Below are 14,073 nucleotides of genomic sequence, written 5' to 3' on the forward strand. Positions count from 1 at the left end.
TATAACCCTATTTGATAACTTAGAGTAAATCCTAGTTAATTCGCTGTGGCACTACTTTTTGCATCTCTAATAAGTTCAGCCTTAAATTCCTCAAAAGATTGTCCTTCGTCTTTGCAATCCTCCTTATCATCCTCTGATAAGTTAGGAGTAGAAATAACTAAATCACATAATTTTTTTGATTTTTCGACATATTCTGTAGCTAATTTTTTCACAAAACATTCACGTTCTAAAACTTGTTCAATAGTGCTTCCAGCTTCTATAAGATCATAATATGCTTTCATTATTTCGCGATTTTTCTTCATATCACTAGATATGTCTTGTTTTAATTCTGGTCTAAGACTCGGAGCAATTGCACACATTGTCTCCATTTGTTCTTTTTGTTGGGGATTTTGATTTATTGATTGTTTTAATAACCATAACTGTTCTGCAGATATAGTAGGTGGATAGTCACTAGGATTTTCATACATATCAAGTAAATACTTACTGAATATTACTCCTTTAGGCTCACCCCATACAGAACCAGAAAGAAGTAAAAAACCTGCTGTTAGCGATAAGAATCTTTTTAATTTCATAGGTAATCCTTTTTTGTTTAACAATACATTTAACTTATTCTGTCAAGAATAAGTTAAAGGAGTATACTCCTTTGAAAATTGGCTATTTTTTCTTTAGTTGAGAGAAAACAAAAAAGCCCTAGCATTTCTGCTAGGGCTTAAGGTTTTAGATTAAATGTAGCGATTAAGCGATAGTTGCTTTTTCTACTACACGAACTAAAGTCCAAGATTTAGTTTTTGAAACAGGACGACATTCCTTAATTTCAACTACATCACCTTGTTTAGCTTCGTTGTTCTCATCGTGAACGTGTAATTTCGTTGTACGGCGGATAAATTTACCTAAAAGTGGGTGTTTCACTTTACGCTCGATGGCGATTGTGAAAGATTTATCCATTTTGTCGCTAATTACACGACCTTGAACAGTACGAATTTTATCAGTCATTACTCACCCGCCTTTTGATTTAATACAGTTTTTACTCGTGCAATATTACGGCGCACTTGTTTTAACTGGTGGGTTTGTTGAAGCTGACCGGTGGCTGCTTGCATACGCAATTTGAATTGCTCACCTAAAAGGTTTGCTAACTCAGCATTCAGCTCTTCAACATTTTTGTTACGTAGTTCTTGAGCTTTCATTACATCACCGTCTTAGTTACGAACGTTGTTTTAATCGGAAGTTTCGCCGCCGCTAATGCGAATGCATTACGTGCGATTTCTTCTGAAACTCCGTCCATTTCATAAAGTACTTTACCTGGTTGGATAAGTGCTACCCAGTATTCCACGTTACCTTTACCTTTACCCATACGAACTTCTAATGGTTTTTCAGTAATTGGTTTGTCCGGGAATACACGAATCCAGATTTTACCTTGACGTTTAACTGCACGAGTCATCGCACGGCGAGCCGCTTCGATTTGGCGAGCTGTTAAACGACCGCGACCAACCGCTTTTAAGCCGAATGTACCGAAGCTAACTTCTGTACCACCGGCGATACCACGGTTACGTCCTTTGTGGACTTTACGGAATTTTGTACGTTTTGGTTGCAACATCTAGCAGTTCTCCTTACTTACGACCTTTGCCGCGTGGTGCCTTTTTAGGCGCAGCCGGTTGTTGTTCTGGTTGTTGTGCAATTGCAGCCATTCCACCGAGAATTTCACCTTTGAAGATCCATACTTTAATACCGATTACACCGTATGTTGTATGTGCTTCTGCAGTGTTATAGTCGATGTCCGCACGTAACGTATGTAATGGAACGCGACCTTCACGATACCATTCAGAACGTGCAATCTCTGCACCACCTAAACGACCGCTCACTTCAACTTTGATACCTTTCGCACCAAGTTTCATCGCGCTTTGTACTGCACGTTTCATTGCACGGCGGAACATCACACGACGTTCTAATTGTGAAGCGATGCTATCTGCAACTAATTTTGCATCTAATTCAGGTTTTTTCACTTCAGCGATATTGATTTGTGCCGGAACGCCTGCGATTTTCGCGACTGCGTTGCGTAATTTTTCAACATCTTCGCCTTTTTTACCGATAACGATACCCGGGCGCGCTGTGTGGATTGTAACGCGAATGCTTTTAGCCGGACGTTCAATAGTGATACGTGAAACTGAAGCGTTCGCTAATTCTTTATTCAAGAATTTACGTACTTTGAAATCGCCGTCAAGATTATCAGCGAAATCTTGTGTATTCGCAAACCATGTAGAGCTCCAAGGCTTAACAATACCAAGGCGAATACCATGTGGATGGACTTTTTGACCCATTTTCTGTTATTCCTCTACGATTAACGATCTGACACAACCACTGTGATGTGGCTTGTACGTTTTAAAATGCGATCTGCACGACCTTTAGCACGTGGCATAACACGTTTCATGCTAGGACCTTCATCAACGAAAATCTTAGCGACTTTAAGATCATCGATATCTGCACCGTCATTGTGCTCTGCGTTAGCAATAGCTGACTCTAATACTTTCTTAACTAAAGCTGCTGCTTTTTTGTTTGTAAACGTTAAGATTTCTAAAGCTGCCGCTACTTTTTTACCACGGATTAAATCCGCAACTAAGCGAGCTTTTTGAGCTGAAGTGCGAGCGTAACGATGTTTAGCGATTGTTTCCATCTATTTACCTCTTACTTCTTAGCTTTCTTATCCGCAGCGTGACCGCGGTATGTACGAGTCGGTGCAAATTCACCTAATTTATGTCCGATCATTTCGTCTGAAACATAAACTGGAACGTGCTGACGACCATTATGGACTGCGATGGTCAAACCAATCATTGATGGAATGATCATTGAACGACGGGACCAAGTTTTAATTGGCTTTTTATCCCCGCTTTCCACCGCCTTCTCTACCTTCTTCAACAAGTGTAGGTCAAGGAAAGGACCTTTCTTGAGAGAACGTGGCATGGCTAATCCTCTTAATTAAATCTATTATTTGCCACGACGACGTACGATGTATTTATCAGTACGTTTGTTGTGACGAGTTTTCTTACCTTTAGTTTGAACGCCCCAAGGAGTTACCGGGTGTTTACCAAAGTTACGACCTTCACCACCACCGTGCGGGTGATCAACCGGGTTCATTGCTGTACCACGAACTGTAGGACGGATACCTCTCCAACGGCTTGCACCGGCTTTACCCAGTACACGCAACATGTGTTCAGAGTTACCTACTTCACCGATAGTAGCAACACACTCAGCTAATACTTTACGCATTTCGCCTGAACGTAAACGTAAAGTTACATAGTTACCTTCACGAGCAATGATTTGTACATACGCACCGGCAGAACGCGCGATTTGACCGCCTTTACCTGGTTTTAATTCAACGTTATGTACAGTCGAACCAACTGGGATGTTACGCATTGGTAAAGAGTTACCAACTTTAATTGGCGAGTTTGCACCAGCTTGGATTTGATCGCCTACAGACAGACCTTTAGGTGCTAAGATATAACGGCGTTCACCATCTTTATAAAGCACTAAAGCGATATTTGCAGAACGATTTGGATCATATTCAAGACGCTCAACAACCGCTGGGATATCTAACTTGTTACGTTTGAAATCGATTAAACGGTAATGTTGTTTATGACCACCACCGATATGACGAGTAGTGATACGTCCTAAATTATTACGACCACCAGTTTTAGATTTAGTATCTAATAATGGTGCGTAAGGTTTGCCCTTGTGTAATTCAGGGTTCACGATTTTAACAACGTGACGACGACCAGCGGAGGTCGGCTTACATTTAACGATAGCCATAATTCTTTATTCCTCCGTAATTACTCTGCCGCACCTTCAACGAAGTCAAGTGATTGACCTTCTTGAAGAGTAACATAAGCTTTTTTCCAGTCACTGCGGCGACCCATTTTATTACCGCGGCGTTTGGTTTTACCTTTAACAACAACTGTACGAACTGAATCTACTTTCACTTCAAAAAGTTGTTCAACTGCGTTAGCAATTTCAACTTTATTTGCATCTAATGCAACTTTGAATACGATAGTATTTGAGCTCTCTGCGTTGTTAGTTGCTTTCTCAGAGATATGTGGTGCTTTAAGCACTTTTAGCAAACGTTCTTGTTGAATCACGCTAACATCTCCTCAATTTGTTTCACTGCATCAACAGTAACAACCACTTTATCGAAAGCGATTAAGCTTACCGGGTCGATACCTTGCACATCACGTACATCAACTTTGTATAAGTTACGTGCTGCTAAGAATAGATTTTCATCTAAGCTTGCAGTGATGATAAGAGCGTCATTTAACGCCATATCTTTTAATTTTTGTGCTAATACTTTAGTTTTTGGTGCGTCAATTTCGAATTTCTCAACAACCACTAAGCGGTCTTGACGAACTAATTCAGAAAGAATGCTTTTGATTGCACCACGGTACATTTTTTTGTTTACTTTTTGGCTGTGATCTTGTGGTTTCGCAGCAAAAGTAACACCACCCGAACGCCAGATTGGTGATTTGATATCACCGGAACGCGCGCGGCCTGTACCTTTTTGACGCCAAGGTTTTTTACCTGAACCAGACACTTCAGCACGAGTTTTTTGTGCGCGTGAACCTTGACGAGCACCTGCTGCGTATGCAACAACTACTTGGTGGATTAACGCTTCGTTAAACTCACGTCCGAAGGTAGTTTCAGAAACAGTTAGTGCGTTTGCACCTACAACTTGTAATTCCATCTCTATCTCCTAGACTTATGCTTTAACTGCTGGTTTCACGATAACATCACTATTAGTTGCGCCCGGAACGGCACCTTTAACTAATAATAATTTACGCTCAGCATCTACACGAACAACTTCAAGTGATTGAACAGTTACACGCTCAGCACCTAAGTGTCCAGCCATTTTTTTACCTTTAAACACACGACCCGGAGTTTGGTTTTGACCAATAGAACCAAGTACACGATGTGATAAAGAGTTACCATGTGTAGCATCTTGAGTACGGAAGTTCCAACGTTTAACACCACCTTGGAAACCTTTACCTTTAGACGTACCGGTAACATCAACTTTTTTAACATCTGTAAAGATGTCAACATTAATTTCTTGACCTAAAGTGAATTCTTCACCTTCAGTACGAAATTCCCATAAACCGCGACCAGCTTCAACACCTGCTTTCACGAAATGACCTGCTTCAGGCTTAGTTACACGACTTGCTTTTTTTGAGCCAGTTGTAACTTGAACTGCAGTATAGCCATCGTTTTCAAGAGTTTTAACTTGAGTTACGCGGTTGGCTTCGATTTCGATAACGGTAACTGGAATTGACACGCCGTCTTCAGTGAAAACGCGGGTCATACCAACTTTACGACCGACTAAACCAATCATTGTAATAACCTCTTAATTAACCTAGGCTGATCTGCACGTCAACGCCGGCAGCCAAATCTAAACGCATTAATGCATCAACAGTTTTTTCTGTTGGCTCAACGATATCAACTAAACGTTTGTGAGTACGAATTTCATATTGGTCACGCGCGTCTTTGTTAACGTGTGGTGAAATCAATACAGTAAAACGTTCTTTACGAGTTGGTAAAGGAATTGGGCCACGAACTTGTGCACCAGTACGTTTAGCTGTTTCTACGATCTCCGCAGTAGATTGATCGATCAAGCGATGATCAAATGCTTTTAAGCGGATACGGATTCTTTGGTTCTGCATTAGACCAGAGCTCCAATAAAAATTTAGCTATAAAAAAACTGACACCATCACCTTTAACTTCTTAAATAAAGGGAAGTGCAGCAGACCTATGTAGTTCCCAAATCGGGAACATTTTATCTATTACATATCGTAATAGTGCGTTTAATAAATGATTACATTAAACGGCTTTCGTATTGAAAGCTTGTGAATTATACTCATCTCGGCATAAATTGCAAGCTTTTATAATAAAAATTTAAAGATGAAATGGCGGTTGGTGAGCTTGTCGAACCACGGTTAGTGAGCCTGTCGAACTATAAGACATTTCAGCGTTTACTGCACAAGACTTACGTTTCGACAAGCTCAACGACCGTCTTGCACAACTGTTATATAATCAAAAACCGGCTAAAAATAACCGCACTTTTTGCTGTTTACAGCGGACTTTCAATCGCCAACTGACGATAAATCTCAGTAATCGTCAAAATTAAACAAGAACGCACTAAATTTTCTTTACGTTGCTGTTTCATTTTGCCCACTAATGTCGAAAGATCCTCCACCATTTCTTCTGTCGGCAACAATGCTTTATCTTTAAAAGATTGTAGCTCGTGCGTAAAACTCAAAATCAGTTCATCGGCAAAATAATGCTCATCCACATCATTGTTAAGCTGTTCTTTTAATTGCAAAAATGCCGTAATATCTTCAAAGATATCCTGAGAAATAACACCCAACCCCAGCAACACTTTTAACCGAATACTCAAGGCTGCCAAAGGGCCGGAGGTTTCAAACAAGCTGTCCACCACAGACTTCACCGCAAAATCATTTTTGCGAAACACTTTATTGATCAGGCAATCCACCGCTTCATCAAACAATGCCACCGCTGCGGTCACAAAACCACGGATTGACGCTGCATCGTTGAGTTTTTCGTAAATAAGATCATCTGATAGCACAATAAAATCCTTTGAAAAAATGAAGATAAAGCGCGGTCAAAATCTCTTATATTTTTAACCGCGCTTTTTATTAGTTACGCATTATATGCCGCGGCAATACGCTCAATCACCGCATTATCTTGTAATTCCGTGTATTTTTTCACCGTTTCTACCACACCATTATCCGCCAAGGATTGTGCCAGTTCAATCGCTTGCGGATCATTTTCGTTACGATATTTTAATGCTGTTGCGATGGCGCGCACTAAATTATCATTCGGTAAACCATATTCCAAGGTTCCACGTAATGGCTTGATCAAACGATCGTTATAGCTTAATTTGCGTAATGGTTCACGCCCCACACGATCCACATCATCCACCAAATACGGATTAGCAAAACGTTTTAAGATCTTCTCGATATAAGCGGCATGTGCTTGTGGATCAAAACCATAACGTTTGATCAAAACAGCACCGCTTTCTTGCATCACCGATTTCACAAAAGCTTTTACATCCGCATCTTCAATACTCTCTTTGACGAACTGATAACCTTTTGATTTTCCATAATAAGAAGTCACCGCATGACCTGTATTTAAGGTAAATAATTTACGCTCAACAAAAGCCATTAAGTTATCCGTTTGCTCCATCCCGTTAATAGCGGGAATGTCCCCTTTAAACTGGGTTTTATCCACAATCCATTCGCTAAATTCTTCCACTGTCACCAATAAAGGATCGTTCTCATCAGGTTGCACAGGCGGCACAATACGGTCAACGGCACTATCCACAAAGCCAATTAAAGCATCAACTTGCTCTTTGATAGCCGGGTTTAAATGGGTGAAAACCTGCTCTTTTAAGAAAGTCGTGCCGCGCACCATATTTTCACAGGCAATAATATTTAAGGGTTTGGTATTGCCACTTGCCAAACGTGCTTCTAAGGCTTTTGCAACGGTGCCGGCAATAATTTTTAATACGTTTGGACCAACCGCCGTTGTCACCAAATCCACTTCATTAAATAACGCAATAATCGCCGCTTCATCTTTAGAATTAACTCCCGTGACATTTTTTACTTGCTCAACGGTATTCACACTGTCGCCGACAATTTTCACGCCATAAGTGCGGTTCGTTTTGAGCAAGTTTATAACGCTTTCGTTCACATCGGCAAAAATGACTTCTACGTTACTGTCCGCTAATAATTTTCCAATAAAGCCACGACCGATATTACCCGCGCCGAAATGTAATGCTTTCATTTAAATCTTCTCCGAAATTATGCGTAGGGCAAATTACATTTGCCCTAGCATCTTATGCTTTTAACAACTCAAGTACTTTATTCACATCATTGGTTGAGGTGAGTAATTCAATCGCTTCTTCGCTGTCTAATGCGTTTGTAATCGCTGATACGACTTGGATATGCTCATTGTTACGTGCCGCAATACCAATCACCAATTTCGCTACGCCGTCTTCATCATCGGTAAAACGTACACCGGCCGGATATTGGCAAACGACTACACCGGTTTTAAGCACCGCATCTTTGGCTTCAATAGTACCGTGTGGCACAGCGACCCCTTCGCCAAGGTAAGTCGAAACCAATTTTTCGCGCTCAAACATGGCATCCACATAGCTTGGTTGCACAAAACCGGCTTTAACAAGTTGCTCACCGGCAAAGCGAATGGCATCAAATTTGTCCGTTGCTTCTAAGCCCAAGAAGATTTGCTCAGGTTTCAAACTAAAGGTTGTGCCATTAACCGAAATTTCATCCGCTTTGGCTTCTGTCGCAGGGGCTTTTTCATCAAAATTCGCTTTTAAATCATTCACTAAACTGTCATAGAATTTGTTATCTAAGAAGTTTGTTAATGATAAATGCATGGCGTTTGGTACTTGTTTTTTCGCACGTAAGGTTAAGTCTTGATGGGTAATCACTAAACGCGCATCTTCAGGTAAATCGTTGATCGCACAGTTTGCTACTTCAATTGGTAAACCTGCATCTTTCACTTTTTTACGCAACATACTTGCGCCCATTGCGCTTGAACCCATACCCGCATCACAAGAAACGAAGATTTTTTTCAAGCCGTTGTAATCGGTCACTTGTTGTTGGCTCGCACCGCCTTTCATCGCTTTTGATGCCGCTTGTGCTTCTTCTAATTTGCCGGCATCTTCTTCTTTTTGTAATTTCACAAAGAATGAAGCAATCACAAAAGACACCGCAGTTGCCGCAATAACAGAGAGAATCACCCCCATGAAAGACGCTTTTGGTGTCATCGCTAATACCGCAATGATTGAACCTGGTGAAGCGGGTGCCTGTAAACCGGCATTGAATAACACTAATGTGAATACGCCTGTCGCACCACCTGCAATCACTGCAAGGATTAAGCGCGGGTTCATTAACACATAAGGGAAATAAATTTCGTGGATACCACCGAAGAAGTGGATAATCGCTGCACCGCCTGATGTTTGTTTAGCTGAACCTTTACCGAATAACATATAGGCTAACAACACACCTAGACCCGGGCCTGGGTTCGCTTCAATTAAGAAGAAGACAGATTGACCAAATTCTTGTGCTTGTTGGATACCTAACGGCGAGAAAATACCGTGGTTAATGGCGTTATTTAAGAATAGGATTTTCGCAGGTTCCACGAAGATTGAGGTTAACGGCAATAAGCCTGCGTTAACTAAGACATCCACACCGGCCGCTAACCAGCTAGAGATCACTTTTACTGCCGGTCCCACAACCCAGAAGAACAAAATAGCTAAAATCATCCCAATGATACCTGATGAGAAGTTATTCACTAACATCTCAAAACCACTTTTGATTTTGCCATCTGCCCATTTGTCAAAATGTTTGATTGCCCAACCGCCAGTCGGACCTGCAATCATTGCGCCTAGGAACATTGGGATATCCGTTCCCACAATCACACCTGCAGTGGTAATCGCGCCCACAACCGCACCGCGATCGCCGCCCACTAATTTACCACCGGTATAACCAATTAAAAGGGGTAATAAATACGTAATCATCGGCCCAACGAGTTTTGCCAATTGCTCATTCGGCAACCAACCTGTTGGAATAAAAAGCGCGGTGATAAACCCCCACGCAATAAATGCACCGATATTCGGCATCACCATATTTGATAGGAAACGTCCAAAACTTTGGATTTTCACTTTAGCACTTGCTGATAACATTTGATTTCTCCAATAAATAAGAAAACGGATTTTTGATGTGCTGAAAATAGCATAAGGAAAATCAAAGCCGAAATTGTTTTGATGAGATCTGTGATCCTGATCACAAAATATTTTTTGGTCTCTTTTTTAAAAATGTGACGAAGATCACAGTTTTAAATGATTAGCGAAAATTTTGTGATCTACATCACAAAAAAGCGCGGTGAAAAAACATTATTTTTCTACCGCGCTTTAAATGGTTAATAATATTCATATTTAAGAAATCCCTAGCAGGAATCGTGCTAGGTTCATTAAGCCCAGCCTCGCTGAGGCCGAAAAAAACACTATTATGTGACATTTGCACAAAGCTTAAATGACGGTTGGTGAGCTTGTTGAACTATAAGCCATTTGCCTAGCTTTTCATTCATTGCGCCCTGAAATGCGTCTTTAAATGCGTTATCCTGTTCTCGGTGTTGAACTGGGTCTATATTTTGCGCCAGTAAGGCGCGCGCCTGTGCGTGTCGTTCTCTTGCTTGCTTTAGGGATATTTCCGGATAAGCCCCCAAAGTAATGTTATTTTTCTTTTTGGTGTAAGGTCTGTTGTAGTTAAAAACAAAGACCTTTGAACCAGTTAGAACGCACAATTAAACGCAACCCGCCACCATCAGTAAGGGGATAATCTTTATCCTTGCTCTTGGCTTGCTTGATTTTTGTATCTGTTAGCTTGTATTGCATTGTGTTTTCTCATTGAAAAAGTAACAAGGATTTCAATATCAGCTCGTAAAAATTAACGTACTCTGAAGCCTGTTTGTAAAAGGGTCTATCCAAAAATAAGTAACAAGGAATTTTGCTATTTTTGTTGATTTCTGTTTACGTTAGGAAAGGTTTAGTGGCGGAAGGGAATGGGAGTCGAACCCACCCGAGAACGCTGGCGTCCTCAACAGGATTTGAAGTCCTGCCACCTCACCGGAGATGACGCCCTTCCGAAAGGTGACGTTACTCTAACCGATTATTTAAGTGCGGTCAAATTTTGCGATATAATGACATCCATTTTCAACACAAGATCAAAAAACGAGAGCCATGATGACCGCACTTTTTCGCCAACTGCCTTCTGTGGATAAATTACTCAAACTGCCGCAAGGCGAACAACTTATTGCTGAATTTGGGCATAGTGCCGTGGTCAATGTGTGTCGAAAACTCATTGAACAAGGTCGCGAAGCCATTAAATCAACGCAGCAACTTCCACCCTATTTTGCTGAAATTGACCGCACTTTGGCGGAAATTCAACGCCAATTAACCCAACAAAGCCAAGTTCAAATTCAAGCGGTACATAATTTAACCGGTACTGTATTGCATACCAACCTTGGGCGTGCTTTATGGGCAGAAAGCGCACAGCAGGCGGCATTGCAGGCAATGGGCGGCAATGTGGCACTGGAATATGATTTAGAAGACGGTCGCCGCAGTCATCGGGATAATTATATTAGCGATTTGATTTTTGCGTTGACGGGAGCGGAAGCGGCTTGTGTGGTGAATAACAATGCGGCTGCGGTTTTGCTGATGTTAGCGACCTTTGCGAAAGGCAAGGAAGTGATTATTTCTCGTGGCGAGCTCATTGAAATCGGCGGTGCATTTCGTATTCCCGATATTATGGCACAAGCAGGTTGTACGCTGGTGGAAGTGGGAACAACCAATCGTACCCATTTAAAAGATTATCGCAACGCAATCAACGAAAATACTGCCTTTTTAATGAAAGTTCATAGCAGTAACTACCAAATTTGTGGTTTTACTTCTGCGGTAGAAGAGGCGGAACTTGTCGCTTTGGGGCAAGAATTCAATATTCCCGTCATCAGTGATTTAGGCAGTGGCGCATTGGTTGATTTAAGCCAATATCACCTTCCCAAAGAGCCAACCGTACAAGAAAAACTCGTACAAGGCGTGGATTTAATTTCGTTTTCGGGGGATAAATTATTGGGTGGCGTGCAAGCCGGTATTATTGTCGGTAAAAAAGCATTAATAGATCAACTCCAAGCACATCCGTTAAAACGCGTTTTGCGCTGTGATAAAGCAATTTTAGCGGGTTTAGAAGCGACTTTACGTTTATATCTTCAACCCGAAAAACTCGCGGAAAAATTGCCTACTTTGCGTTTACTCACACAATCTCTTGATACATTGCAATATAAAGCGGAACAGGTTAAAGCGCGGTTAGAAAAACAATTAAATTCGGCGTATTCCTTGCAAATCGAAGCTAGTTCGGCACAAATCGGTAGCGGTTCGCAACCTATGGCGCAAATTCCCTCTCTTGCGGTAACCATTGCCGAAAAGAGTGGAAAATTAACCGCACTTTTAGCTCGCTTTAAAACCTTAACTACGCCAATGATTGCGCGAGTTGAACAGGGTAAAATTTGGTTAGATATGCGTTCTGTTGCGGATACAGATGCTTTATTTAAAACGTTGGAAGAACTATGATTATTGTCACAAGCGGTCACGTTGACCACGGAAAAACAGCCTTATTGCAAGCCCTAACCGGCACAAACACCGCCCATTTGCCCGAAGAAAAAAAGCGGGGAATGACCATTGATTTAGGTTATGCCTACTTACCCGTGGGCGACAACGTGCTGGGCTTTATTGACGTTCCGGGGCATGAAAAATTCTTGGCAAATATGTTAGCGGGGCTTGGGGGAATTCATTATGCGATGTTAATTGTGGCTGCGGATGAAGGGATTCAAGCGCAAACCCAAGAGCATTTAGCCATTTTGCGCCAATTGCAATTAGCACAAATTCTCGTGGTGATCACTAAGTCAGATCGCGCTGATTCGCAACAAATCGAAGATCTTAAAGCAAAGATCACGACAAATTATCCTTTTTTAGCGCATTCACCGTTCTTTGTTACTTCTGCCACCACACAACAAGGCATTGCGGAATTACGTGAATTTTTGACCGCACTACCAAATTTAGCGGATAGTACCAAACCTTTCCGTTATGCCATTGATCGAATTTTTACGCTCAAAGGCGCAGGCACGGTGGTCACAGGCACGGCATTTAGTGGCAAGGTTTGCGTGAATGACGAACTTTATTTATCCACAGGCGAAAAAGTCCGCATCAAAGCCATTCACGCTCAAAATCAACCCAATGAGCAAGGCATAGCGGGTCAACGGTTAGCCTTAAATATTCACGGAGAATTGGAGCGGGCAAGCATTGAACGCGGTGATTGGTTATTGGCAGAACAGCCGCCCGAACCTACGGATCGCATTACCGTTCAGCTCACCGCAGAAACCCCATTAAGCGAAAATCAGTCTGTGCATATTTATCACGCGGCTTCACGCTGTGTAGGAAAATTAGGCTTGCTCAATGTGAAATCAGCCCAACCGAATGAACAGGTTTACGCCGAAATAATATTAGAAAAACCCTTCTTTTTGACGGTAGGCGATAAAGTCATTTTGCGCAGTGGCGACAATAAACATCTCATTGCCGGCGGTCGTGTGTTGGAAATCCATTCACCGAAACGCCATAAACGTAGCGAAGTGCGGTTAAATTTTGTAACGAATTTAGCCCAAACCAACAATGCGGCAGAACGGATTGCGTTGTATTTGCAAGATCAAGCGGTCAGCGCGACCTATTTGCGTTGGGTTGAACAATTAACGGATCAGCAATTAAGCGAAATTCTTACGCAGAACCAACAAATACGTTTCCAAGATTGGTGTTTTAATCAAGATTATCAAACCCAACAAAACCGGAAAATGTTGACCGCACTAGGCTTTTATCACGCGCAACATCCTGATCAAATCGGTGTGGCTAAAGCGCGTTTGTATCGCATGAGTGCGCTAAATCAACCCGAAAAATTAATTTACTATTTTGTGGATGAATTATTGGCAACAGGCAAATTAGCCCAAAGTCGCGGTTGGTTACATTTGCCCGAACATCAATTGGCGTTTTCTGCGGAAGAACGTGAACATTGGAAAGCGGTTTTACGGGAATTTATTCAAGCCAACGGACAGCCATTGTGGGTGCGCGATATTGCCACCGCCTTAGCAATGGACGAAACGCAAATGCGTAATTTCTTATACAAAGCGGGCAAGTTGGGCTATTTAATGCCCATTGTAAAAGATCGTTTCTTTTTAACGGAGACGGTTTATGCCTATGCTAAACGCGTGAAAGAAATGCTCAAGGCACAAGGTGAAATCAGCGTTAACCAATTACGTGATGAACTTCAATTTGGTCGAAAACTCACCGTTCAATTGATGGAATATTACGATCGATGTGGCTTTTTACGCCGCAAAGGCAATGCCCATATTTTGCGTGATGGCGATATTTTTGACTAATAACGCATCAAT

General features: G+C 41.7%; 18 protein-coding genes and 1 tRNA gene. 2 read left to right on the forward strand and 17 right to left on the reverse strand.

What is annotated here, in order from left to right; translation table 11 throughout:
- Positions 1–35: 35 nt before the first annotated feature.
- The 17 genes from E7T07_RS00260 to E7T07_RS00340 form a co-directional block, all read right to left on the reverse strand.
- Complete coding sequence (locus tag E7T07_RS00260; RefSeq protein ID WP_135708941.1) at positions 36–572, reverse strand: hypothetical protein; 537 nt, start codon at positions 570–572, stop codon at positions 36–38.
- A gap of 163 nt (positions 573–735) precedes the next feature.
- Positions 736–993: a 30S ribosomal protein S17 gene (rpsQ, locus tag E7T07_RS00265; RefSeq protein WP_135708942.1), complete on the reverse strand. Its 258-nt coding sequence runs from the start codon at positions 991–993 to the stop codon at positions 736–738.
- Complete coding sequence (gene rpmC, locus E7T07_RS00270; RefSeq protein WP_135708943.1) at positions 993–1,184, reverse strand: 50S ribosomal protein L29; 192 nt, start codon at positions 1,182–1,184, stop codon at positions 993–995. The genes rpsQ and rpmC overlap by 1 nt, the downstream gene beginning before the upstream one ends.
- Positions 1,184–1,594: a 50S ribosomal protein L16 gene (gene rplP, locus E7T07_RS00275; protein ID WP_100289144.1), complete on the reverse strand. Its 411-nt coding sequence runs from the start codon at positions 1,592–1,594 to the stop codon at positions 1,184–1,186. The genes rpmC and rplP overlap by 1 nt, the downstream gene beginning before the upstream one ends.
- Positions 1,595–1,607: 13 nt before the next feature.
- Positions 1,608–2,315: a 30S ribosomal protein S3 gene (rpsC, locus tag E7T07_RS00280; RefSeq protein WP_135708944.1), complete on the reverse strand. Its 708-nt coding sequence runs from the start codon at positions 2,313–2,315 to the stop codon at positions 1,608–1,610.
- A gap of 20 nt (positions 2,316–2,335) precedes the next feature.
- Positions 2,336–2,668 carry a 50S ribosomal protein L22 gene (gene rplV / locus E7T07_RS00285; RefSeq protein WP_005754962.1) on the reverse strand — a complete coding sequence of 111 codons (333 nt, stop codon included), beginning with the start codon at positions 2,666–2,668 and terminating at the stop codon, positions 2,336–2,338.
- An 11-nt stretch (positions 2,669–2,679) separates the two neighbouring features.
- Positions 2,680–2,955: a 30S ribosomal protein S19 gene (rpsS, locus tag E7T07_RS00290; protein WP_005539416.1), complete on the reverse strand. Its 276-nt coding sequence runs from the start codon at positions 2,953–2,955 to the stop codon at positions 2,680–2,682.
- Positions 2,956–2,979: 24 nt separating this feature from the next.
- Positions 2,980–3,801, reverse strand: a complete 822-nt coding sequence (rplB, locus tag E7T07_RS00295; RefSeq protein WP_115636987.1) for a 50S ribosomal protein L2 — start codon at positions 3,799–3,801, stop codon at positions 2,980–2,982.
- Positions 3,802–3,821: 20 nt separating this feature from the next.
- Positions 3,822–4,124 (reverse strand): 50S ribosomal protein L23, encoded by a 303-nt coding sequence (gene rplW / locus E7T07_RS00300; RefSeq protein ID WP_174221922.1) that lies wholly within the window; start codon positions 4,122–4,124, stop codon positions 3,822–3,824.
- Positions 4,124–4,726, reverse strand: coding sequence for a 50S ribosomal protein L4 (rplD, locus tag E7T07_RS00305; protein WP_135708945.1), 603 nt, complete (start codon positions 4,724–4,726; stop codon positions 4,124–4,126). The genes rplW and rplD overlap by 1 nt, the downstream gene beginning before the upstream one ends.
- 15 nt (positions 4,727–4,741) lie before the next feature.
- On the reverse strand, positions 4,742–5,368 hold the full coding sequence (rplC, locus tag E7T07_RS00310; protein ID WP_135708946.1) for a 50S ribosomal protein L3: 627 nt from the start codon (positions 5,366–5,368) through the stop codon (positions 4,742–4,744).
- A 16-nt stretch (positions 5,369–5,384) separates the two neighbouring features.
- Positions 5,385–5,696 carry a 30S ribosomal protein S10 gene (gene rpsJ, locus E7T07_RS00315; RefSeq protein ID WP_001181005.1) on the reverse strand — a complete coding sequence of 104 codons (312 nt, stop codon included), beginning with the start codon at positions 5,694–5,696 and terminating at the stop codon, positions 5,385–5,387.
- A 407-nt stretch (positions 5,697–6,103) separates the two neighbouring features.
- Positions 6,104–6,619 (reverse strand): MltR family transcriptional regulator, encoded by a 516-nt coding sequence (locus E7T07_RS00320; RefSeq protein WP_135708947.1) that lies wholly within the window; start codon positions 6,617–6,619, stop codon positions 6,104–6,106.
- A gap of 74 nt (positions 6,620–6,693) precedes the next feature.
- Positions 6,694–7,839 (reverse strand): mannitol-1-phosphate 5-dehydrogenase, encoded by a 1,146-nt coding sequence (locus E7T07_RS00325; protein ID WP_135708948.1) that lies wholly within the window; start codon positions 7,837–7,839, stop codon positions 6,694–6,696.
- Between the two features lie 52 nt (positions 7,840–7,891).
- Positions 7,892–9,766, reverse strand: a complete 1,875-nt coding sequence (locus E7T07_RS00330) for a PTS mannitol transporter subunit IICBA (RefSeq protein ID WP_135708949.1) — start codon at positions 9,764–9,766, stop codon at positions 7,892–7,894.
- Between the two features lie 323 nt (positions 9,767–10,089).
- A complete protein-coding gene (locus tag E7T07_RS11230; protein ID WP_135708950.1) occupies positions 10,090–10,386 on the reverse strand; it encodes an Arm DNA-binding domain-containing protein in 297 nt (98 codons plus the stop codon).
- 246 nt (positions 10,387–10,632) lie between these two features.
- Positions 10,633–10,727: transfer RNA gene (locus E7T07_RS00340), tRNA-Sec, on the reverse strand.
- Between the two features lie 98 nt (positions 10,728–10,825).
- On the opposite strand from E7T07_RS00340, the gene selA reads away from it, so the two are divergent.
- Positions 10,826–12,208, forward strand: coding sequence for an L-seryl-tRNA(Sec) selenium transferase (selA, locus tag E7T07_RS00345; protein WP_135708951.1), 1,383 nt, complete (start codon positions 10,826–10,828; stop codon positions 12,206–12,208).
- Positions 12,205–14,061 (forward strand): selenocysteine-specific translation elongation factor, encoded by a 1,857-nt coding sequence (selB, locus tag E7T07_RS00350; protein ID WP_135708952.1) that lies wholly within the window; start codon positions 12,205–12,207, stop codon positions 14,059–14,061. Before selA ends, selB begins: the two co-directional genes overlap by 4 nt.
- Positions 14,062–14,073: the final 12 nt, after the last annotated feature.

It is taken from the genome of Actinobacillus porcinus (genome assembly GCF_901764995.1).
GTDB classification, from domain to species: domain Bacteria; phylum Pseudomonadota; class Gammaproteobacteria; order Enterobacterales; family Pasteurellaceae; genus Exercitatus; species Exercitatus porcinus.